21 protein-coding genes and 1 pseudogene are annotated in these 22,164 nt (G+C 65.4%); 13 read left to right on the top strand and 9 right to left on the bottom strand.

All coding sequences use genetic code 11. The features are described 5' to 3' along the window. The first annotated feature begins 132 nt into the window (after positions 1 to 132). From ATE71_RS14485 to ATE71_RS14500, 4 genes are all read left to right on the top strand, one after another. Entirely contained in the window at positions 133 to 1,677 is a 1,545-nt protein-coding gene (locus tag ATE71_RS14485) for a M23 family metallopeptidase (protein WP_058804078.1), read from the top strand. Positions 1,678 to 1,738: 61 nt separating this feature from the next. Then, positions 1,739 to 2,737: a porphobilinogen synthase gene (hemB, locus tag ATE71_RS14490; RefSeq protein WP_058804079.1), complete on the top strand. Its 999-nt coding sequence runs from the start codon at positions 1,739 to 1,741 to the stop codon at positions 2,735 to 2,737. 49 nt (positions 2,738 to 2,786) lie between these two features. Further along, positions 2,787 to 5,042, top strand: a complete 2,256-nt coding sequence (locus ATE71_RS14495) for a spermidine synthase (RefSeq protein ID WP_058804114.1) — start codon at positions 2,787 to 2,789, stop codon at positions 5,040 to 5,042. After that, positions 5,039 to 5,596, top strand: coding sequence for a gamma carbonic anhydrase family protein (locus ATE71_RS14500; RefSeq protein WP_058804080.1), 558 nt, complete (start codon positions 5,039 to 5,041; stop codon positions 5,594 to 5,596). The genes ATE71_RS14495 and ATE71_RS14500 overlap by 4 nt, the downstream gene beginning before the upstream one ends. Positions 5,597 to 5,744: 148 nt before the next feature. On the opposite strand, the gene ATE71_RS14505 is transcribed toward ATE71_RS14500, so the two are convergent. The 7 genes from ATE71_RS14505 to ATE71_RS14535 form a co-directional block, all read right to left on the bottom strand. Beyond that, complete coding sequence (locus ATE71_RS14505; RefSeq protein ID WP_058804081.1) at positions 5,745 to 6,317, bottom strand: urate hydroxylase PuuD; 573 nt, start codon at positions 6,315 to 6,317, stop codon at positions 5,745 to 5,747. An 80-nt stretch (positions 6,318 to 6,397) separates the two neighbouring features. Next, complete coding sequence (locus tag ATE71_RS14510; protein WP_058804082.1) at positions 6,398 to 7,069, bottom strand: inner membrane-spanning protein YciB; 672 nt, start codon at positions 7,067 to 7,069, stop codon at positions 6,398 to 6,400. Then, positions 7,066 to 7,992 (bottom strand): signal recognition particle-docking protein FtsY, encoded by a 927-nt coding sequence (gene ftsY / locus ATE71_RS14515; protein ID WP_058804083.1) that lies wholly within the window; start codon positions 7,990 to 7,992, stop codon positions 7,066 to 7,068. The genes ATE71_RS14510 and ftsY overlap by 4 nt, the downstream gene beginning before the upstream one ends. After that, positions 7,989 to 9,227, bottom strand: coding sequence for a MiaB/RimO family radical SAM methylthiotransferase (locus ATE71_RS14520; RefSeq protein WP_058804084.1), 1,239 nt, complete (start codon positions 9,225 to 9,227; stop codon positions 7,989 to 7,991). The genes ftsY and ATE71_RS14520 overlap by 4 nt, the downstream gene beginning before the upstream one ends. Beyond that, positions 9,224 to 10,030: a diaminopimelate epimerase gene (gene dapF, locus ATE71_RS14525; protein WP_058804085.1), complete on the bottom strand. Its 807-nt coding sequence runs from the start codon at positions 10,028 to 10,030 to the stop codon at positions 9,224 to 9,226. Before dapF ends, ATE71_RS14520 begins: the two co-directional genes overlap by 4 nt. A 51-nt stretch (positions 10,031 to 10,081) precedes the next feature. Further along, the gene (locus ATE71_RS14530; RefSeq protein WP_058804086.1) at positions 10,082 to 11,713 is read right to left on the bottom strand and encodes a putative bifunctional diguanylate cyclase/phosphodiesterase; all 1,632 of its coding nucleotides are present in this window, start codon (positions 11,711 to 11,713) and stop codon (positions 10,082 to 10,084) included. A 22-nt stretch (positions 11,714 to 11,735) separates the two neighbouring features. After that, the gene (locus ATE71_RS14535; protein ID WP_058804087.1) at positions 11,736 to 11,963 is read right to left on the bottom strand and encodes a hypothetical protein; all 228 of its coding nucleotides are present in this window, start codon (positions 11,961 to 11,963) and stop codon (positions 11,736 to 11,738) included. On the opposite strand from ATE71_RS14535, the gene ffh reads away from it, so the two are divergent. From ffh to ATE71_RS14555, 4 genes and pseudogenes are all read left to right on the top strand, one after another. Then, the gene (ffh, locus tag ATE71_RS14540; protein ID WP_058804088.1) at positions 11,962 to 13,410 is read left to right on the top strand and encodes a signal recognition particle protein; all 1,449 of its coding nucleotides are present in this window, start codon (positions 11,962 to 11,964) and stop codon (positions 13,408 to 13,410) included. The genes ATE71_RS14535 and ffh overlap by 2 nt on opposite strands. Before the next feature lie 40 nt (positions 13,411 to 13,450). After that, positions 13,451 to 13,909 (top strand): annotated as a pseudogene (gene rpsP / locus ATE71_RS14545) (30S ribosomal protein S16); the annotation flags it as partial. Positions 13,910 to 14,074: 165 nt separating this feature from the next. Next, positions 14,075 to 14,581, top strand: coding sequence for a ribosome maturation factor RimM (gene rimM / locus ATE71_RS14550; RefSeq protein ID WP_058804090.1), 507 nt, complete (start codon positions 14,075 to 14,077; stop codon positions 14,579 to 14,581). 161 nt (positions 14,582 to 14,742) lie between these two features. Continuing rightward, positions 14,743 to 16,257 carry a serine hydrolase domain-containing protein gene (locus ATE71_RS14555; RefSeq protein ID WP_058804091.1) on the top strand — a complete coding sequence of 505 codons (1,515 nt, stop codon included), beginning with the start codon at positions 14,743 to 14,745 and terminating at the stop codon, positions 16,255 to 16,257. Positions 16,258 to 16,330: 73 nt separating this feature from the next. Here the strand turns inward: ATE71_RS14555 and ATE71_RS14560 are convergent, their stop codons facing one another. After that, entirely contained in the window at positions 16,331 to 16,531 is a 201-nt protein-coding gene (locus tag ATE71_RS14560) for a hypothetical protein (RefSeq protein ID WP_058804092.1), read from the bottom strand. 102 nt (positions 16,532 to 16,633) lie between these two features. Here ATE71_RS14560 and ATE71_RS14565 point away from each other — a divergent pair, with 102 nt between their 5' ends. Together ATE71_RS14565 and trmD are read left to right on the top strand one after the other, a co-directional pair. Continuing rightward, positions 16,634 to 17,557, top strand: a complete 924-nt coding sequence (locus ATE71_RS14565) for a LysR substrate-binding domain-containing protein (RefSeq protein WP_058804093.1) — start codon at positions 16,634 to 16,636, stop codon at positions 17,555 to 17,557. Next, complete coding sequence (gene trmD, locus ATE71_RS14570) at positions 17,554 to 18,261, top strand: tRNA (guanosine(37)-N1)-methyltransferase TrmD (RefSeq protein ID WP_058804115.1); 708 nt, start codon at positions 17,554 to 17,556, stop codon at positions 18,259 to 18,261. The genes ATE71_RS14565 and trmD overlap by 4 nt, the downstream gene beginning before the upstream one ends. Here trmD and ATE71_RS14575 read toward each other — a convergent pair. Then, complete coding sequence (locus ATE71_RS14575) at positions 18,234 to 19,595, bottom strand: sulfatase-like hydrolase/transferase (protein WP_160328043.1); 1,362 nt, start codon at positions 19,593 to 19,595, stop codon at positions 18,234 to 18,236. The genes trmD and ATE71_RS14575 overlap by 28 nt on opposite strands. A gap of 341 nt (positions 19,596 to 19,936) precedes the next feature. On the opposite strand from ATE71_RS14575, the gene rplS reads away from it, so the two are divergent. The 3 genes from rplS to ATE71_RS14590 all read left to right on the top strand — a co-directional run bounded on the left by rplS (position 19,937) and on the right by ATE71_RS14590 (position 22,089). Beyond that, a complete protein-coding gene (gene rplS, locus ATE71_RS14580) occupies positions 19,937 to 20,314 on the top strand; it encodes a 50S ribosomal protein L19 (RefSeq protein WP_058804095.1) in 378 nt (125 codons plus the stop codon). Between the two features lie 98 nt (positions 20,315 to 20,412). Continuing rightward, the gene (locus tag ATE71_RS14585; protein ID WP_058804116.1) at positions 20,413 to 21,024 is read left to right on the top strand and encodes a DUF1287 domain-containing protein; all 612 of its coding nucleotides are present in this window, start codon (positions 20,413 to 20,415) and stop codon (positions 21,022 to 21,024) included. 39 nt (positions 21,025 to 21,063) lie between these two features. Next, positions 21,064 to 22,089 carry an aspartate-semialdehyde dehydrogenase gene (locus tag ATE71_RS14590; protein ID WP_058804096.1) on the top strand — a complete coding sequence of 342 codons (1,026 nt, stop codon included), beginning with the start codon at positions 21,064 to 21,066 and terminating at the stop codon, positions 22,087 to 22,089. Positions 22,090 to 22,164: the final 75 nt, after the last annotated feature.

Consider the following 22,164-nt stretch of genomic DNA (forward strand, 5'->3'; position numbering starts at 1 on the left):
CCGCCATTAAATTGACTTTAACGACCTTTCTTTACACACAAACGCGTGAAAACATCATTCGGCGGCCGGGTTTACGGGAGGCTTGCCGGGCGGGGGTTGCATTTGTTCCAGCGTCACGAACCCATCGCGGGCATGTCCGGCAATGCGGCTGCGCTCACGATGTCGCAAGCGATCTCGCTGCGGCGCGTCGATTCGGACGCCGAGCCGCGGCTCGGCTGGCGCGACCGGCTGGCCGGGCTCGACCTTGTTCCCGACCTCGGCGACAATATCGGTTCGGGCGAATGGTGGCGTGGCCTTGCAACATTAACCCTGCTGTGCGGAACAGCGATCGCCACCTTCCCGGGGATCAAGCCCTTCGCGGTCGGCGGGGCGCCGGCGCTCGACGCCGCCGATTTCAACGAAGCGCGTGCGCAGATGATCGTGCCGCTGGCGTTCGGCGGCGACACCGGGCGCCATATGGCGGCGACCGACGCGGTCCGTCCGCTGACCCAGACCCCCGAACGGCCGCAAATCGAATTGACCGCGACGCTGGGCCGCGGCGACAGTTTCGCGCGCCTGCTCGAACGGTCGGGCGTCGGCAGCAGCGAAGCCCAGGCATTGGCGAATCAGGTCTCGGGCGCGGTTCCGCTCGCCGATATCGCACCGGGGACGCGTATCGACCTGATCCTCGGCCGCCGCGCCGCGCGTACGATGCCGCGCCCGGTCGAGGCGCTGGCAATGCGCGCGCGCTTCGACCTTCGGATCGAGATGGAACGGCAGGGCGGGCAATTGGTGATGCGGCGCATCCCGATTGCCGTCGATACGACGCCGCTGCGTATCCGCGGCCGGGTCGGCGACAGCCTGTACCGCTCGGCACGCGCCGCAGGCGCGCCCGCGCAAGCGATCCAGTCGTACCTGCGCGTTGTCGGCAAGCAGATCTCGGTTGGAAGCGACATCCGCGCGAGCGACGAATTCGACATCATCCTTGACTACCGCCGCGCCGAAACGGGCGAAAGCGAAACCGGCAAGCTGCTGTACGCGGGGCTGATCCGCAACGGGAAGCCGAAGCTCTCGATGCTCGAATGGACGGTCGACGGCCGGACCCAATGGTTCGAGGCGTCAGGGGTCGGCGAACAGCGCGGCGGTATGGTGCGTCCGACGAACGGCCGCGTGACCTCGACCTTCGGGATGCGTCGCCATCCGATCCTCGGCTATCGGCGCATGCACAGCGGAATGGATTTCGGCGGCGGCTATGGCGCCCCGATTTACGCGGTGACCGATGGCGTGGTGACGATCGCCGGTCGCCATGGCGGCTTTGGCAATTATGTGAAGCTTAACCATGGCGGCGGTCTCGGCACCGGCTATGGGCATATGAGCCGTATCGCGGTGCGTCCCGGCCAGCGCGTCACTCGCGGGCAGGTGATCGGCTATATCGGTTCGACGGGCCTCTCGACCGGTCCGCACCTCCACTATGAACTGTATCGCAACGGCCGCGCGGTCAATCCGGCGTCGGTGACCTTCGTCACGCGCGCGCTGCTCGAAGGTAAGGCGCTCGCCGATTTCCGCGCCCGCATTCGCGCGCTGACGTCGATCGCGCCCGGCGCCGCGCTGACCCCGATCGCGCCGAAGCAGGTCGAAGGACCAAAGCTCGGCAGCCTTGCCGACGTCGCATCGAAACGCGCCGAGGGTGGGATCTGATCGCGCTCAAGGTGCGGCAATATCCATTTGCCCGGCGGCGAAGCGCGGCTATGCACGCCGCATGACCCAAGCCGCCTTTCCCGATCTGCGCCTGCGCCGTACCCGCCGCACCGGCTGGAGCCGCGCGATGGTGCGCGAAACCCATCTTTCGCCCGCGAACCTCATCTGGCCGCTGTTCGTGTGCGACGGGTCGGGCGGCGAGGAACCGGTGGCGAGCCTGCCCGGCGTATCGCGCTGGTCGGTCGACCGGATCGTCGAGCGCGCGAAAGACGCCGTTGCCGCAGGCATCCCTTGCCTCGCGCTCTTTCCCTATACGCAGGCGGGTCGGCGCAGCGAGGACGGCGGCGAAGCGCTCAATCCAGATAACCTCATGTGCCGCGCGGTCGCTGCCATCAAGGATGCGCTCGGCGACGAGATCGGGGTGCTGACCGACGTCGCGCTCGACCCCTATACCAGCCATGGGCAGGACGGGCTGATCGACGCCGAAGGCTACGTGCTCAACGACCAGACGGTCGCGGTGCTTGTCGGGCAGGCGCTCAATCAGGCGCGCGCCGGCGCCGACATTATCGCGCCCAGCGACATGATGGACGGCCGCATCGGCGCCATCCGGCAGGCGCTGGAGGCCGAAGGCTTCGGGCATGTCCAGATCATGAGCTATGCCGCCAAATATGCGTCGGCTTTCTATGGTCCGTTTCGCGATGCGGTTGGCTCGCGCGGGCTGCTGAAAGGCGACAAGAAAACGTACCAGATGGACCCCGCGAACAGCGAGGAAGCACTGCGCGAGGTGGCGCAGGACCTGGCCGAGGGCGCTGATAGCGTGATGGTCAAGCCGGGGCTCCCCTATCTCGACATCGTCACGGCGGTGAAGGCGAATTTCGCCGTGCCGGTCTATGCGTATCAGGTGTCGGGCGAATATGCGATGATCGAGGCCGCTGCGGCGGCCGGCGCGGGCGACCGCGACGCGCTCGTCCTCGAAACCCTGCTCGCCTTCCGCCGCGCCGGTGCCTCTGGCGTGCTCAGCTATCATGCGCTGCACGCGGCGCGGCTTCTTGGACAATGACGGGGACCGCCGGGACCGGCCAATCGGCAACCGGAAAAGTGGGGATTTGATGACAGGCACACCGCGCCGCTGGCTTTTCGTGCTGACCATATTGGTCGGCAGCTTCCTGCTCTTTCAGGTGCAGCCGATGGTGGCACGGATGGTGTTGCCGCGGCTGGGCGGCGCGCCGGCGGTGTGGAACAGCGCGATGCTCGTCTATCAGGCGCTACTGCTCGGCGGCTATGCCTACGCGCACTGGCTTGGCCGCTTCGCGGTGCGCAAGCAGGCGATCATCCATCTGGCGCTGTTCCTTGTCGCGGCGCTGTGGCTTCCGATCGGGATCGCGCAGATCGCGCCGCCCGCGGCGGGGCAGGAGGCGCTGTGGGTGCCTTTGCTCTTGCTCGCATCGATTGGTCCCGTCTTCTTCGTCGTGTCGGCGCAGGCGCCGCTGATGCAGCGCTGGTTCGCCGCCGACAGCCGCGCTGGCGACCCCTATTATCTTTATGCCGCGTCGAATCTCGGCAGCTTTGCGGGGTTGATCAGCTACCCCGCCTTCGTCGAACCGACCTTGCCGCTAGCCGCGCAAAGCTGGGGCTGGACGGCGGGCTATGCGCTGCTCGTGCTGCTCGTCGCGGCTAGCGCGGCGGCGCGCTGGCACGGTCCCGCCGAAGCTGCGGCCCATGGCGCCGACGCCGGCGACGAGCCGCGCCCGACCTGGCGGCGGCAGGTTCACTGGCTGCTGATCGCCGCGGTCCCGTCGGGGCTGATGCTGTCGACGACGACGCACCTCACGACCGACATCGTCGCGATGCCGCTGCTCTGGGTGCTGCCACTCGGCCTTTATCTCCTGAGTTTCGTGATCGCCTTTTCGACGATGGAGCGGCCGACGCAGATCATCACGCTGATCGCGCCGGTGGTCCTGCTCGCGGTCGGCGGGCTGGGGCTGCTTAGCTCGGGCGGCGGATCGATGATAATCGCGCTCGCCAGCCTCGCGATGCTGTTCGTGATCGCGACCGCGCTGCACGGATATCTCTATCATCTTCGCCCCGCGGCGCAGCATCTGACGCTCTTCTATCTCATCATGTCGGCGGGCGGCGTGCTCGGCGGGCTGTTTGCCGCGCTGGTCGCGCCGCTGCTGTTCGACTGGGTGTACGAACATCCGATCCTGATCCTTGCGGCAGCGGCGTTGCTACCGCTGCCCGCGCTGTTCCCGTGGAACAGATGGTTGAAGCTCGAACCGCGAACGGTCCGGCTCGTCCTCCTGCTCCTGATCGCCGTCGCGATGTTTGCGGCGCGGAGCATGATGGGCAATTGGACGGGACGGATCGACGGCGCGACCGCGGCGTGGGGGCTGACGATCTTCGCGATCGGTATCCTCGTCATCGGCTGGCGCTGGGCGTTCGTGCCGGTGCTGGCGCTGCTGATGATCGGTGTCGGCGGCTGGGACACGATCCAGGAAAGCTTCACAGGATCGCGCGTGCGCAGCTATTTCGGGGTCTATACGGTCACCGACTATCCGGCATCGAACCAGCGGCGGCTAGCGCACGGGACGACGCTGCACGGCCTTCAGCGCACCGATGCCGCGCATCGCCGCGATCCCACCACCTATTACGGCCATGAATCGGGCGTGGGCCTGACCCTCGACAAGGCCGAAGCGCTGGCCGGGCCGAACGCATCGATCGGGATCGTCGGGCTGGGGGCGGGGACGCTCGCCTGCTATCGCAAACCCGGGCAGAAATGGACGATTTTCGAGATCGATCCGGCGATGGTCGAAATCGCGCGCGACCCGGCGAAGTTCACCTTTCTGTCCGACTGCGCCGGCAACACCCCGATCGTCCTTGGCGACGCGCGGCTTCAGATCGCGAAGCAACCGGCGGGGCGGTTCGACATCATCGTCATCGACGCCTTTTCGTCCGACGCGATCCCGCTTCACCTGCTCACCAAGGAAGCGATCGGCATCTATCGGCGCGCGATGAAACCCGACGGCATCCTTCTCATTCATATCTCGAACCGTTTTTTCGGACTGGAACCGGTGTTGGCCGAAGAAGCGCGCGCGCGTGGCTGGACGGCGGCAATCCGCATGGACCCCGGCCCGGCCGACGATGAATTCGGCGACTTGGCGGGATCGAACTGGGTCGCGCTGACCGCGACGCCGCAACGGATGCGACAATTGACCGGCGGCATCCGTCCGCGCACCGAGGCATCGGATGACGGCGCGTGGGTGCCGCTCGAATCGCGGTCAGATTTCGAACGCTGGACCGACGATTACGCCTCGACGCTGCCGGTCTTGCTATGGGATCACATTATCGGGAAACGTGACGAATGACCTACACCGACGTCAGCATCATCAGCGTCAATGGCAAGACGCCGCAGATCGACTCCAGCGCCTTCATCGCGCCCGGCTGCCGGATCATCGGCGATGTGCGCGTGGGCCCCGACGTCAGCATCTGGTATAATTGTGTGCTGCGCGCCGATGTCAGCCATATCGTCGTCGGTGCGCGGTCGAACATCCAGGACGGCAGCATCGTCCATTGCGACGGCCCGATGCCGCATCGGCCCGAGGGCTTTCCGACAATCATCGGAGAAGATGTGCTGATCGGCCATATGGCCATGGTCCACGGCTGCACGTTGGCCGACCGGGCCTTCGTGGGCCTCAAGGCAACGGTGATGAACGGCTGCCGGATCGGCAGCGATGCGATGCTCGCGGCGGGCGCGCTGCTGACCGAGAATAAGGAAATTCCGGACCGCGAACTCTGGGCGGGCGCGCCCGCGCGGCGAGTTCGCGAGATCGACGATGCCCAGGCCGCAGGGATGCAGATGGGCGTCGCGCATTATGTGCTGAACGGCCGCATGCACAAGGCGGCGATCGAGCAAGGCTAAACCTAAGCCCATTCGCATCGAGCGAAGTCGAGATGCCCTCGGCTTGGCGCTATGGCGAGGAGGCTTTCGACTTCGCTCGGCACGAACGGGAACGAAAAAGGGCGCCCCGGTTTCCCCAAGCGCCCCTTTTGTTGTCGTGCTGACCGCCTTAGCTGAAGTTCACCATCGCATAGAGCATCGGGATCGACAGCAGGGTGTTGGTCCGCGAAAAGATCATCGCGGTCCGGGCGGCTTTCGCCTTCGTCGCGTCGTCGGCCTCGACGATGCCCAGCGCCTTCTTCTGGTTGGGCCAGATCAGGAACCAGACGTTGAATGCCATGATCAGGCCGAGCCACATGCCGACGCCGATCAGCTTGTACGGGTCCTGAAGGCCGAGTGCGGGCGCCAGATATTTGGCGTGGCCGGCGATGGCGAGACCAAGAAGCACGGTGAGCAGCGCCGCCCAGCGGAACCAAAAAAGCGCGGCGGGCGCGATATGTTTAGACACGCCGGGTTTCAGTTCGGCCGGAATTTTCGGCATCGTAGGCATCTGAACGAAGTTGAAATAGTAAAGCAGCCCGATCCACAGCACGCCGAAGAAGGTATGCAGCCAGCGCATGATCGCATTGCCTGCGGCGATGCCGTCCTCGAAATTCTGGCCGTTCAGGCACAGCATCAGGACGATCGCCAGCACCAGCCCTGTGCCGAGTACCGCGTGCAGATTTCCGAAAAATTTGTCCATGGCAGTTCCCCCTGTTTATTGTGGCGCCGTGTGCGACCCGGTGCCGTGACGCAGCTATGCCAGTCCAAGAAGGAAATGCATCAATTTTTGTCGGTGACGGCTTCCTCGGGCACGGCGAGGCCGTTCTTCAGCATCACCGGCACCTGGCTCAGCGTGAAAAGGAAGGAGAGGGCGGTGACGCCCCAGACCTTGATCGTGAGCCACAGGTCGAAGCTCATCTGCTTCGACTGGATCAGCTCGTACATCACATGGTTGGCGATGCCGAGCGCGGCGAAGAAAATTCCCCAGTTGCGCGAGAGCAAAAGCCAGCCGCGCTCGGTCAGCCCTTCGAGCGCCGACTGGAGTAGATATTTGAGCATCGGCCGCTTGAACCAGTAACCACCGAGAAGCAGCGCGGCGAAAGCGGCATAGATGATCGTCGGTTTCATTACGATGAAACGCTCGTCGTGGAACCAGATCGTCAGCGCGCCGAAGCCGAGGACGAGGATGCTCGACATCCACAGCATCGGCGAAATCTTGCCGAGCTTCCATTTCGACACCGCCATTGCGATGATGATCGCGACCATGAAGGCGACCGTGCCCTTGATCGCCGCGGTGGTCGCAGCGAAGGCGCCCTCGCCGCCCGACGAAAATTTATAGGCGAGAAAGAAGATCAGCAGCGGCCCGAAGTCGATCGCGAAGTTGAGCCAGCCATGCTTCGCCGGCGGCGGCGCGGGAACCGCTTCGGGGCCCGAGGGAAGCACGTCGCTCATCTGATATTTCCTGCAATGATAGCCGCGATCTCGTCGGCATCGAACGGACGAAGGTCGTCGATTGTTTCGCCGATGCCGATGGCATGTATCGGAAGCCCGTGGCGCTCGGCGGCGGACACGAGCACGCCGCCGCGCGCGGTGCCGTCGAGCTTGGTCATGACGAGGCCGGTGACGCCTGCAACTTCGCGGAACACGTCGATTTGCGACAGTGCATTCTGCCCCGTCGTCGCGTCGAGTACGAGCACGACGTCGTGCGGCGCCGCGGGATTGAGCCGGCCGAGCACGCGCTTGATCTTGGCGAGCTCGTCCATCAGCTCGCGCTTGTTCTGAAGCCGCCCGGCGGTATCGACGATCAGCACGTCGATGCCGGTCGCGGTCGCCTGTTTCACCGCATCGAATACGATGCCCGCGCTGTCGCCGCCCTCGGGTCCCGCCATGATCGGTACGCCCAGCCGTTCAGCCCAGACCTTGAGCTGACCGATCGCCGCGGCGCGGAAGGTATCGCCCGCGACGAGCATCACGCCATAATCCTGTTCTTGGAACAGATGCGCGAGCTTGGCGATCGTTGTGGTCTTGCCCGACCCGTTGACCCCGATAACGAGGATGACCTGCGGACGGGGGAAGGCGTCGATGTCGAGCGGTTCGGCGACCGGACGCAGCACCGCCGCAATCTCGTCGGCGACGATCTTCCGCAGCTCCTCGACGCCGCCCGCCACCGCATCGCGCCGTGCCGCCAGCCGGTCGCGGATTCGCGCGGCCATTGCGGGGCCAAGGTCGGCGGTGATCAGCGCCTCCTCGATCCGGTCGAGATCGTCTTCGTCGAGCCGCGCTTTGCCGGTCAGCCCGGCCAGATTCTCGCCGAGCCGTTCCGACGTGCGGCGAAATCCGCCGAGTAGCCTTTCGCTCCAGCTTTTGCCGGTCATGCGGCGATGTCCTTTTCTTGCATAGGGGTTGCGACCATGCGGTCGCCGTCGCGCGCGCATAGGCGCACGTCGACGATGGAGCCAGGTGCCGCGGGAGCGGTCAGCACCACGGCAGCGAAATTTTCGGCGTGGCCGGTCAGGCCATCGCGCTCGACGAGCATCGACGCGCTGCGCCCGATCTGGGCATCGAGCCAGTTCTGCCGCCGCCGGGCATTGGCCTTGCGCAGCGTCGCGGCGCGTTCGCGCGCGATCCCGCGGTCGATCTGCGGCATCCGCGCGGCGGGGGTCCCGGCGCGCGGGCTGTAAGGAAAGATATGGCCAAAGACGATGTCGCAATCGTCGATCAGCGCCAGCGAGTTCACAAACATCGCATCATCTTCCGTCGGAAAGCCCGCGATCAGGTCGGCGCCGATGGCGATGTCGGCGCGCGCGGTCCTCAGCCGTTCGACCAGGCGCACCGCGTCGGCGCGGCGATGGCGCCGCTTCATCCGCGTGAGCACCATGTCGTCGCCGGCCTGCAAGGACAGGTGGACATGCGGCATCACGCGCCGTTCCTGCGTCAACAGCGCGAACAGCGCATCGTCGATCCGGTCGGGGTCGAGCGAGGAAAGGCGAACCCGTTCGATCGGCAGCGCCAACAATGCCTCGACCAGCGCGGCGAGGCTGGTGCCGATGTCGTCGCCATAGCTGGCGAGATCGACCCCGGTCAGGATGATCTCGCGCTGCCCGCGGTCGACCGCGGTGCGGGCAGACGCAAGGACGTCCTCCACGCTCGCCGAGCGCGCCGTCCCGCGCGCGAGCACTGTCGCGCAAAAGGTACAGCTGTGTGAGCAGCCCGTCTGAACGCCGAGAAAGGCACGCGCATGGTCCGCGCCCGAAAGGGCTGGGGCGTAAGCCACGGCTTCCGGCTCAGTCGCCGCGCCGCCATAGCTCTCGGCTCGCCGCTTCGCGTCATTGGAAACCACCCGCGCGCCCATCGCGGCAAAGGTCTCGCGCTCCAGCTCCGCCGCGCATCCCGTCACCACGACCTCCGCGCCCGGCCGCTCGCGCAAAGCTCGCCGCACCGCCTGCCGCGCCTGCCGCACCGCTTCGTCGGTCACCGCGCAGCTGTTGAAGACGATCGTGCCCGACGCACCCGCCGCTTCGACGGCCGAGCGAATGGTCTCGCCCTCGGCGATGTTGAGCCGGCAGCCGAAATTGACGACCTCCGATCGGTCGACGAGGGAGGTACTCATCCGAACTGCGCCCAGTCGGTTTCGCCCTCATACACGCGCGTTGCGGCGCCGCTCATCACGATCGGGTCGCCGGGCGCCCAGCGGATGACGAGGTCGCCGCCGGGCAGCGAAACCGTCACGGGCGACTGGACGAGCCCGGCGCGGATAGCGGCGACTGCGGTTGCGCACGCGCCGGTGCCGCACGCCTGCGTCAGCCCCACGCCGCGTTCCCAGACGCGCAGTTGCAGCTGGTTCTCGCCGTCGAGGCTCGCGACATTGACGTTGACGCGCTCGGGAAACAGCGGGTCGGTCTCGATCCGCGGGCCGAGTTCGCCCAGCGCAACCGCATCGGCTTCGGGCACGAAAAAGACGATGTGCGGATTGCCGACATTGACCGCGGCGCCATGTTCGAGCTCGTCCCACGCAACGGGCATGTCGCGTGTGTCCATCGGCATCGCGAGCGGGATATGTTCCCAGTCGAACACGGGTTCGCCCAACGTGACTTCGGCGCCGCCATCAGCAGGCGTGACGCGCAGCATCCCGCCCAGCGTCTCGATCACCGCGGGCTTGCCGATCAGCGTCGCGACGCAGCGCGTCGCATTGCCGCACGCTTCGACTTCGCCGCCGTCGGCGTTGAAGATGCGCATCTTTACGTCGGCACTGTTCGACGGTTCGAGCAGGATCAGCTGGTCGCACCCGATACCGTGGCGGCGGTCGGCGATCGCGTGTGCACGCGCGGGCGTCATCTCGACGCTCTGCTCGCGCGCGTCGATCACGACAAAGTCGTTGCCGAGGCCGTGCATCTTGGTGAAGCGGTCCGCCATAGTCCGCGCATGTAAGGGTGCGCGGGCGCGAAGTCTAGCGAGGCGGCGGAATCACGCTGTCTTGCGCAGCGGCGCTTCCTCGCTCGCGTCCGGGCCGGCGGGCGGCACCGCCGGCGCGCGGAGCAGTCCGCGCTCGGCGAGCAGGCGATCGGTGTCGGCGGCCGATGCGGCGCGGCCGAAATACCAGCCCTGACCCTTGGAACAGCCGAGCCGCGTCAGTTCGATCGCGGTCGCCTCGTCCTCGACGCCCTCGGCGGTGATCGGCATGGCAAGGCTTTCGCCGAGCCGCACGATCGCGACGACGATGGCTTGCGCGTCGGGGCTACCGCGCATCGCCGCGATGAAGCTGCGGTCGATCTTGATCCGGTCGAACGGCAGCGCGCGTAGATGCGACAGCGAGCTGTAGCCGGTGCCGAAGTCGTCGAGGCTCAGGGACACGCCCTGATTCTTGAGGCTGGTAACGATCGAGCGGACGAGCGGCAGGTTTTCGAACAGCGAGCTTTCGGTGATCTCGACCTCCAGCTGCGCGGCGGGGAAGCCCGTTTCGACGAGCAGCTTGGTCAGTTTCTGGCTGAACCACGGATCCTTGAGCTGTTGCGGCGAGATATTCACCGCGAGCATGATCGACGGATCCCAGCGTTTCGCGATTTCCATCGCATCGCGGATCACCTGCAACGACAATTCGCCGATTATCCCGCTTTCTTCGGCAACGGGGATGAAACGTTCGGGCGGGATCATCCCATATTCGGGCGAGTCCCAGCGCATCAGCATTTCGAAGCCGAGCAGGCGCCCGCTCGCGATGTCGACCTGCGGTTCGAAATGCGGGACGAATTCGCCGCGCGGCATGCCTTCGCGGATGCCGGTCTCGATCTGGTTGCGGACCTGCACGGCCATTTCCATGCCCGGTTCGAACCAGATATGACGGTTCCGTCCCTCGTCCTTGCAATGATACATCGCGATGTCGGCCTGGCGGACCATCGTTTCCATCGTGACGCTGGCATCGCTCGCGAGCGATATGCCGAGCGAGGCGCCGATGCGAATCTGCTGGCCGTCGTGGTTCACCGAATTGTCGAGCGCCGTAACCAGTTCGGCCGCCAGCGCGTCGATGTCGGCCCGCGCGGCGGGATCGAAGGCAAGCATCGCGACAAATTCGTCGCCGCCGAGCCGCGCCTTGGTGGCGTTCGGCGGCAGGATGGCCGAGATGCGTTCGGCGGCGACCTGCAGCACGCGGTCGCCGGCGGCATGGCCGTGGATATCGTTGACGGTCTTGAAATGATCGAGGTCGAGCAGGAACAGCGCGACCTGCCGTTTGTCGGCGACTGCGCTCGCGATCTGCCGCTGTCCCGTCGCGAGCAGCGCGCGGCGGTTAAGAAAGCCCGTCAGCGGATCGGTATCGGCGAGGTAGCGCGCCCGCTGTTCCGCCTCCGTCCTCTCTCGTATTTCGCGATTGAGATCCTCGTAACGGCGCCAGCCAAACAGGATCAACGCCACATTGAGCACCAGCGCCGCGGCGAGTGCCTGATCGGGCCCCCCGCCGAGACCGCTAAGCGTCTGGACGATCGCCTTCATCACATTGCTGCCCGTCCCGACGAACAGAAGGATCGCCGCGACGACGATGCCGCCGGCGATGATTTCGCGTCTGGCCCCTTCGCTGCGGTCCAGTTGCTTAGGCGTCGCGCTCATATGAATTTCCCCACCATCGCGGTCATAATGCGCGCAAAGCGGTGAAATTTGCGTTAAATGGGACGCCGAGGGGCTTGCTTGCCATCAGGCGGGTTTTTGTGTAGACGCTGCCGCGTTCGCGCGCATCTTGCGCACGGATTATCGATGTCCGCGACGGAAAACCTGTCCACGGATAGCCGCTGGTTGGCGAGGTTTCGCTCACCGGCGTCTTTTGCGTTGCGGCCCTCGAAAACAAGGATTTGAAGCGCATGTTCGACAGTCTGAGCAATCGGCTTGGCGATGTTTTCGGAAAGCTCCGCGGCCGCGGCGCGCTGACCGAGACCGACGTGCGCGCGGCGATGCGCGAAGTGCGAATCGCCCTGCTCGAGGCCGATGTCGCGCTCCCCGTCGTGCGTAGTTTCGTCGATCAGGTCACCGAACTCGCGATCGGCCAGAATGTGCTGCGCTCGGTTACGCCGGGGCAACAGGTGGTCAAGATCGTCAGCGACGCGCTGACCGAAATGCTGGGTTCGGAAACCGCCGAACTCGATCTTGCCGTCACCCCGCCCGCCGTGATCATGATGGTCGGCCTGCAGGGCTCGGGTAAGACAACGACGACCGCGAAGATCGCGAAGCGGCTGAAGGACAAGGAGCGCAAGAAGGTGCTGATGGCGTCGCTCGACGTCAATCGCCCGGCGGCGCAGGAACAGCTCGCGGTTCTGGGGCAGCAGATCGACGTTGCGACACTGCCAATCGTCGCGGGGCAGCAGCCGGTCGAGATCGCGCAGCGCGCCATGCAGGCCGCAAAGCTCCAGGGCTATGACGTCCTGATGCTCGACACCGCGGGCCGCCTCCACGTCGATCAGCAGTTGATGGACGAGATGCAGGCGGTGTCGCGCAGCGCCAACCCCTCCGAAACCTTGCTCGTCGTCGACAGCCTCACGGGTCAGGACGCGGTGCAGGTCGCGCAGCGCTTCACCGATCAGGTCCCGCTCACCGGCGTTGTGCTCACGCGTATGGACGGCGATGCGCGCGGCGGTGCCGCGCTCTCGATGCGCGCGGTCACCGGCAAGCCGATCAAATTCGCGGGGACGGGCGAAAAGCTCGATGGGCTCGAACTCTTCCAGCCCTCGCGCATCGCGGGCCGTATTCTCGGTATGGGCGATGTCGTCAGTCTCGTCGAACGCGCCGCCGAAACGATCCAGGTCGAAGAGGCCGAGGCGATGGCGGCGAAGATGGCGAAGGGCCAGTTCGACCTCAACGACCTTCGTACCCAATTGAACCAGATGCGCCGCATGGGCGGCATCGGCGCACTCGCCGGCATGATCCCGGGGATCAAGAAGGCGCAGGCGGCGATGGCTGCGGGCGGTGCCGACGACAAGATGCTTGTCCATTTCGACGCGATCATGGGTTCGATGACCCCCAAGGAGCGCGCGAAGCCCGAAATCCTGACCGCCAAGCGCAAGATCCGCATTGCCAACGGTTCGGGCACGACGGTGCAGCAGGTCAACCGGGTGCTGAAGATGCATCAGGAAATGGCCAGCGCGATGAAGAAGATCCGCAAGATGGGCGGGCTTAAGGGCCTTGGCGCGCTGTTCGGCAAGGGCGGCGGCATTCCCGGGATGGGCGGAATGGGTGGCGGTGGCGGCCTGCCCGGTCTCGGCGGAGGCGGATCGATCCCGCCCGAACTCGCCAATCTGATGAATAAGAAGAAATAATCGACCTGAATTTGAACGTTAAACTCTGAAGGAAAATATCATGGCTACCTCCATTCGCCTCGCACGCGGCGGCTCGAAAAAGCGTCCCTATTACAAGATCGTCGTCGCCGATTCGCGCAGCCCCCGCGACGGCCGCTTCATCGAGCGCATCGGCAGCTACAATCCCCTGCTCGCCAAGGACAGCCCGGAACGTGTCAAGCTCGACGCCGACCGCGCGAAGCATTGGCTGAGCGTCGGCGCCCAGCCGAGCGACCGCGTCGCCCGCTTCCTCGACGCCGCGGGCATCAAGGAACGCGCCGCGCGCAACAACCCGAACAAGGCCGTCCCGGGCGAAAAGGCCAAGGAACGCGCCGAGGAAAAGGCGCAGAAGCTGGCTGATGCCGAAGAAGCGGCAGCCGCCGCGGCCGCCGCTCCGGCGCCCGAACCCGAAGCTGCTGAAGACGCCGCTCCGGCCGCCGAAGAAGCAGCCGCTCCCGAAGCCGCTGAATCGGACGCAACCGGTTCGGTGAAGACCGAGGAAACCGCCGAAGCTGTTGCCGACGCTGTCGCCGACGAAGCCCCCGCCGACGCGACCGCCGAAGACGCGACCGCGATCGCCGAAGAAGTCGCCGAAGGCGGTCCGGTTGCACCCGAAGCCGAAGAAAAGGCCGAAGGCTAAGCCTGTATGAACGCAGATCGTCCCGTCACCCTCGCCGCCATTGCCGGCGCGCACGGGGTGCGGGGCGAGGTGCGTTTGAAGTTGTTTGGCGAAGGCGCGGAGGCTCTCCGCGCCTTTTCCGTTTTCGACGCGGGCGGCCGCAAGCTCACACTGAAATCGGTGCGTCCCGCCAATCAGGGCGCGGTCGCAACCTTCGTCGAAATTACCGACCGCGGGGCTGCCGAGGCATTGCGCGGTGCCGTCCTCACCGTCCCGCGCTCTGCGCTGCCCGCCTTGGCCGAGGGCGAATATTATCATCACGACCTGATTGGCCTGCCATGCGTGTCAACCGACGGCGCGGCGATCGGTCATGTCGCCGCGGTCGAAAATTTCGGCGCGGGCGATATCCTCGAAATCGAGAAAGCGGCCGAACCCGGAAAAAAGCCCGTGCGCTTCATGGTCCCGATGACCGCGCAGGCAGTTCCGGCTTGGAACGCCGACGGCGTGACCGTCAACGCGGCGTTCGTCGAATAGCGACGGCTTTGGGGCGGTGAGCTGTCCATCTCTATGGCCCGCAATCGCTCGCTAGCCGACGAACCTCTTTTCCCGCTCGCGTTCAGGCGACGGTTTCCCATCGCTGGTTGTCGGCGCCTCCCGGCGCTGTTAGCCTGACGGCGATGGGCTGTGGAGGAATTATGCGCTGGAAATCGGGGTTCGCTTTTGCTCTTCTGCTCACGGGCGCGCTTCCCGCCGCCGCGCAAGAGCCCGCCGAGAAAACCCTCGACCAACTCACGCCCGAAATCGATGCGTTGTTCGCGAAATATCAGGCCGACCAACATATTCCCGGCATCGTGTATGGCGTCGTCAAGGACGGCAGGCTTGCCTATGTAAAGGGCGTCGGGGTCCAGAATATCTTCGACAAGCGCGTGGTGACCGCCGACAGCCTGTTCCGCATCGCGTCGATGACCAAGGCGTTCACCACGCTGTCGATCCTCAAGCTGCGCGACGATGGCAAGCTCCGCCTCGACGACCTTGCCGAGCAATATGTGCCCGAGATGAGGGGGTGGGCCTATCCGACGAAGGACAGCCCGCGCATCCGGGTGCGCGACCTGCTCCATCATGTGGCTGGCTTCGTTACCGACGATCCGTGGGGAGACCGGCAGCAGGTGCTGCCGCAGGCCGAATTTACGAAGATGATCGCCGCGGGCGTGCCGTTCAGCCGCGTGCCGCAAAGCCGTCACGAATATTCGAACTTCGGCTATGCCCTGCTCGGCCGGATCGTCGCCAACGCGTCGGGCATGGCCTATACCGACTATGTCCGACATACGATCCTGACTCCGCTCGGCATGACGGCAAGCGGTTTCGATGCGCCGAATGCGCCCAGGGCGCACTATGCGCTCGGTTATCGCTGGGAAAATGAGCGTTGGGCGCCCGAGCCCGAAATGGCCGACGGCGCGTTCAACGCGATGGGCGGACTTCAGGTCAGCGCCAACGATTATGCCAAATGGGTCGTCTTCCTGCTGTCTGCCTGGCCCGCGCGCGACGACGCTGACACCGGTCCGGTCAGGCGATCGACCGTCCGTGAAATTGCGCAGGGGCTGAACTTCGTCGCGGTGACGAACCGGATCGGCGCCAGCGGGGCGACGGCGTGCAAACAGGCCGCCGCTTATGGCATGGGCTGGCGCGTCGCGCAGGACTGCGACCTCGGGCTGACACTCGCGCATGGGGGCGGCTATCCGGGCTACGGCAGCCATGTGATGCTGATGCCCGAACATGGCGTCGGCGTGTTCGCATTCGCGAACCGCACCTATGCGGGCCCGTCGGCGCCGGCTTGGGATACTGCAGTTTTGATGGACCAGGCTGGGCTCCTCGAACCGCGCGCGGTTCCGGTGTCGCCGGCGGTGGCCGAAGCCTATGCGGCAGCGAAAGCGGCCTATGCCGCAGGCGATCTCGGCCCGCTGGGTGGCCGGCTCGCGATGAATTTCCTGATGGATCGCTCGGCGGCGAATTGGAAAGCCGAACTGGCGCGGTTGAGGGCCGAGGTCGGTGCCTGTCCGTCCGACGAGCCACTCGCGCCGACAGGCGCGATGTCGGCGACCTTCCGCCTCAACTGCGACAAGGGCAGGCTCGACGGGGTGATCCTCCTCGCGCCGACCATGCCGGCCACGGTTCAGGCGCTGCGTTTTCGTGTCGTGCCGCCCGAAAAATGAACGGGGTGGAGCCTTTGCAAGGGACGGCTCCACCCCGTTTCGCCCTGGACCTTTTGAGTGGGGGCAGGGATTTTTAGCGCGCGCGGCGCGGGCTGATGCCGCAACGCGCGGCGGCGCGGGTGAAGAAACTGTCCGCGCCGGGCGCGCTGGCCGGTGCCATATACTCGCCCATGCGGCGAAGGAGTTCGGCCAGCCATTTGGCGGCGCGGGTGATATCGGCGCTGAAATGATCATGACCGTCATTCCAAACGCGCATAAACTGCTCGTCTTTCATCGCTCATTTCCTTTCGCTTCGGTGCATCCTGAATGCCCGCTTTGGCGCCGCGCCGCCAACAAAAGGCGTAGACCATCATATAAGGCTGACTTATAAGGTCGCATGGCCCGACTGCCGCCACTCGCCGCGATACGCACCTTCGAAGCCGCCGGTCGTTTAGAGAATTTCTCGCGCGCCGCCGAGGAGCTGGGGCTGACGCAGGCGGCGGTGAGTTATCAAATCCGCCAATTGGAGGACCGGCTCGGCCGCGCGCTCTTCGTGCGCGAAAAGGGGCGCGTGCGCCTCTCCGGAACAGGGCAGCGACTGCTCCCCGCGATCTCGGGCGCCTTCGCTGCGATGGGCGACGCCTTTGCCGCGTTGGGTAGCGACGAGGCGGAAGTGCTGACGATCAACGCCGCGACCAGCTTTGGCGGCACATGGCTCAGCGCGCGCATCGGCAGCTTCCAGCTCCTCTACCCCGAACTGGCGGTGCGCATGGCGATGAGCAACGCGCTCGTCGATTTCGACGCCTCGAACGTCGATGTCGCGATCCGCATCGGCAAGGGCGTCTGGCCGGGGCTGCGCGCCGATTTCCTGATGCGTCAATATCTGGCGCCGATTGCCTCGCCGGCGTTTATCGCCGAGCATGATATCCGCGAGCCGGCCGACCTGCTCCGCGTCCAGCGGCTCGCGCCCAACGACAGCTGGTGGGCCGAATGGTTCGCCCTTGCCGGAGTCGAAACCCCGCCGGTCCCGTCGCGGCGCGGGATCGAGCTCGACAGCCAGCTGCAGGAGGCGAGCGCGGTGCAGGCGGGCTTCGGCGTCGCGATGATGACCCCGCTCTACTGGCAGGGCGAACTCGCGAGCGGGCGCATGGTCCAGCCCTTCGACACGCTCTATGTCTCGGAATCGTCGGGCATGTGGCTCGTCCACCGCGACAACCGGGTCGGGGTACGCAAGATCGAACGCTTCCGCGAATGGCTGCACGCCGAGATTGGCAAGGATCGCCACATCCTGCCCGAGGCGCTATGGGAACCGCCGACATGACCTTTACCGCCGTCCCTCTCACCCTTTACCCCGACATGTTCCCCGGCCCGCTGGGGCACAGCATGGCAGGACGCGCGCTCGAAAGCGGGACCTGGCATTGCGCGCCAGTGCAGATACGTGACTTTGCGACCGACAAGCACCGCACCGTCGACGATACGCCGGCGGGCGGCGGGGCGGGCATGGTTCTGAAGGCCGACGTTCTGGCGGCCGCGATCGACCATGCGGCTGCGGTGCATCCCGGGCTGCCGATCCTTGCGATGACCCCGCGGGGCGCGCCGGTCACGCAGGCGCGCGTGCGCCGGCTTGCGACCGGCCCGGGCGCGATCATCCTCTGCGGACGGTTCGAGGGATTCGACGAACGTATATTCGCCGCGCGGCCTATCGAAGAAGTGTCGATGGGGGACATCATCCTGTCGGGGGGCGAGATGGCGGCGCTGCTCCTGCTCGACGCCTGTATTCGCCTGCTGCCCGGCGTGATGGGGGCGTCGGCCAGCGGCGACGATGAATCCTTCGAACAGGGGTTGCTCGAATATCCGCACTATACCCGGCCGGTCAGCTGGGAAGGGCATGACATCCCCGATGTCCTGCGTTCGGGCGATCATAAGAAGATCGCCACCTGGCGCCGCGAGCGCGCCGCGTGCGATACAAAGGCGCGCCGCCCCGACCTGTGGGCCGCCTATGTCGCAGCGCGCGACGGGCGATAACGCAGCAACACCCACGGCACCTTCGTGCTGTCGAACTTCATCCGGCTCGCCTGCTGGGTAAAGGGCGGCATATGGTCGCCCACGATCAGGATGTCGGTCGGCGGAAAGCCCGGCCGGCTCGTCATCGCGGCGAGCGCCGCCGCCGTGTCGTCCCAGACTGCGAAGAGCCGGCAGACCTGCGGATAGTCTGCGTCGAGGGCGGGACCCAGCTGGCGGCAATCCTCGGTGCGCAGTTCGGCATTGGCGACCACCGGCAGGTGCGAATTGAGCGTGAGCCAATAGACGAACTGCGGCCGCTTCGCCGCCGCGAGGTCGCGGCCGATCAGCCGCGGGATGTCGCGGTCGCACGCGCCCGGGAAGACATTGGGACAATGGCCGGCACCCTGCGCCTCGATCGCGTCGCGAAAGCTCGTACGCTCGAACCCGATCAGCGGATACCAGCGATCGCGGTCGAAAAAGGTCGGAGAAAAGCCATGATAGGCATGCGTCGCATATCCGCGGCGCGCGAGCGTCGCGGGCAGGCAACCGGGCTCGGCCGCGACGATCTCGGTGTAATCGCCCCACCGCTGGCACAGCTCGCGTATCTCGCCCTTGGTAGTCGAATTATAGAAGGTCGTGCGGCCCTGGCTGATGTCGAACCGTTCGGCGAGTTCGGGGCGCGTCCAGATGGCATCGAGGCGTGCGCGCAAGGCGGGTTCGGTGGGCAGTCCCATCGCCTCGACCACGACGATCATCACATGCCTTTTGCCATCGGCCAGCGTCAGAAAACCGGTCTGCTGCGTTGCCGAGGTGAAAGGGGCGTCGGCGGGCGCCAGGCGGTTATAGGCGGTGGCGCCGTCACGCGCCCGGATATAATCGGCCGTTGCAAACGTATAGGTCAGCGCCGCGCCGGCGGCCATCCATTGCAGTCCGCGCAGCTTGCCCGGCCGGCGAAGCTGGCGCGCGGCCAGCGCGAGGACGAGGATGAGCAGCGCGCCGCCGACCAGATATTCGGGCGAGGCGGCGGGGCGAATGTCGAGCACGAGCGCGGCCACCGACAGGATCATGCTGACATGCATGTTGAACATGCTCGCGATGAAAACAAGCGTCAGATAGACCAGCAGCGCGAAGAAGGCGGCGAGGCGGATCCAATATCCGAACCAACTCGCGACAAGGCCGACCGCGCCGCACAGCCAGATTTCGGGCGCACGCATCGGTCCGCCCATGATCGTTATCGGCAGGAAGGCGAGGTTGGGCAGCAGCAGCCAGCACAGCGCCCAGTTGAGGAACGCGGCCAGCGCGGCGCCGTCGGCGGGCGCGAAAACGCGGATTGCCAGCGGTTTGATGGCGGTCACATAAGGCATCGGTCCCTCCGGCGCCCTCCATGGGCGATTTTGGTTAAGGGCCGTTTAAGCCGACCAAGTTGTCCGCCGGCGCAACCGCTTGCATTTCGCCGCTTTCCGGCGTAGTGGCCGCGGCTTCAAGCGGAACCGGGCGAATCGCATTCATTGCGCGCGCCCGTCACCTGCTTATCCCTGACCGGTCTGCCGGACGGGGCGCAAGGTTCCCGAAGTGCTGCGATCGGGGGGCTTTGCCGATAGATACGGTTACGCAGGCCGGACCTTTGGGAGCACCATGAGGGTGCTCGGGACCGACCTGCCTCTGGCGCGCGGCGAAAAGAAAAGGACTAGAGGACATGAACCTCATCCAGACGATCGAAGCCGAAGAAATTGCCAAGGCTGGCAAGGCCATTCCGACCTTCCGTCCCGGCGACACGCTGAAAGTCGGCGTGAAGGTGGTCGAAGGCGAACGCACCCGCGTCCAGAATTTCGAAGGCGTGTGCATCGCGCGCTCGAACAAGGGTATGGGCTCCAACTTCACCGTGCGCAAAATGTCGTTCGGCGAAGGTGTCGAGCGCGTCTTCCCGCTCTATTCGCCCAACATCGACAGCATTACCGTCGTCCGCAAGGGCGCCGTCCGTCGTGCGAAGCTTTACTATCTGCGTGGGCGCACTGGTAAATCGGCACGTATTGCGGAACGCCGCGATTACCGGTCGGAAGCCGGCGAAGGCTAAGGAGAGCTTCTCTCACCCAAAGCCGAAACAGCTTTCAAAAACGACCGGTTCCGCCAACAGGCAGAGCCGGTCGTTTTCTTTTGGGCAAAGAAAATTTGATGCACGCGTCCGTCATCCCGTTCCAGCCGACCCGGCGCGCCTTCCTTGGCGCGGTGCTCGCCTTTGGCGTGTCGGGCGAGGCGATGGCGCTCACCAATGCGCAGCTTTTGGTTCGCGCGGCGCGGCGGCAGGTCGGCGTCACCCTGACCTACGACCCGGCCTATACCGTGCTGCGTTTTCCGAACGGCGATGTCGACCGGGTCAAGGGCGTGTGCACCGACGTGGTGATCCGCGCGTTTCGCGATGCGCTCGGCGCGGACCTGCAGGCCCTTGTAAATGCCGACATGCGTGCCAATTTCGGGGCCTATCCAAAGAATTGGGGTCTGGGTCGCCCCGACCGAAATATCGACCATCGCCGTGTGCCCAACCTTGCAACCTTCTGGCGGCGGCAGGGGGCTTCGCTCCCCGTCACCAACGACCCCGGCGACTGGCGCCCCGGCGATATCTTCACGCAGTTGGTCGGTGGTCGGCTGCCGCATACCGGGATCGTGTCCGACCGCAAGGATACCACCGGCGTTCCGCTCGTTCTCCACAATATCGGAGGCGGCACGCGCGAGGAGGACGCGCTGTTCGACCACCCGCTGACCGGCCATTTCCGCTGGAAGGTCTGACCAGAGTTTCAACCGAGTTTTGCACTGAGGAGTGAGTAAATGGGTTATCGTATCGTAGTCGCCGGAGCCACGGGCAATGTCGGGCGCGAAGTGCTCGCCATTCTCGCCGAGCGCGAATTTCCCTACGACGAGCTGGCGGCGGTCGCTTCGTCGCGCAGCCAGGGCGACGAGATCGAAATCGGCGATACGGGCAAGACCGTGAAGTGCCAGAATATCGAGAATTTCGACTGGTCGGGCTGGGATATGGCGATTTTCGCAATCGGCAGCGATGCGACCGCGATCCACGCGCCCAAGGCTGCCGCGGCAGGCTGCGTCGTGATCGACAATAGCTCGCTCTATCGCATGGACCCCGACGTGCCGCTGATCGTGCCCGAGGTGAATCCCGAAGCGATCGACGGCTATACGAAGAAGAATATCATCGCGAACCCGAACTGCTCGACCGCGCAGATGGTCGTCGCGCTGAAGCCGCTGCACGATGCTGCGACGATCAAGCGCGTCGTCGTCTCGACCTATCAGTCGGTGTCGGGCGCGGGCAAGGCGGGCATGGATGAACTCTGGAACCAGACGCGCCAGATTTTCGTGGGCGACGAGAAGGACGTGCAGAAGTTCACCAAGCAGATCGCCTTTAACGTCATTCCGCACATCGACAAATTCCTCGACGACGGCTCGACCAAGGAGGAATGGAAGATGGTCGTCGAGACCAAGAAGATCCTCGATCCGAAGGTCAAGGTCACCGCGACCTGCGTTCGCGTCCCGGTCTTCGTCGGCCACTCCGAAGCGATCAATATCGAGACCGAAGAGGAACTGTCGGCCGAGGACGCGCAGCGCATCCTGCGCGAGGCGCCGGGCGTCGTGCTCCACGACAAGCGCGAGGATGGCGGCTACACCACCCCTGTCGAATGCGTCGGCGATTTCGCGACCTTCGTCAGCCGTGTCCGCGAGGACCCGACGGTCGAAAACGGCCTCAACCTCTGGTGCGTCAGCGACAACCTCCGCAAGGGCGCGGCGCTGAACGCGGTGCAGATCGCCGAACTCTTGGGGCGCCGCCACCTCAAGAAGGGGTAATGCCGCCTTCCAAATTCCGTTCGTGTCGAGCGAAGTCGAGACACCCGTCGTCGGTGTATGCCCTCACGGCATCTC

The organism is Sphingopyxis sp. H115 (genome assembly GCF_001468465.1).
GTDB lineage: Bacteria > Pseudomonadota > Alphaproteobacteria > Sphingomonadales > Sphingomonadaceae > Sphingopyxis.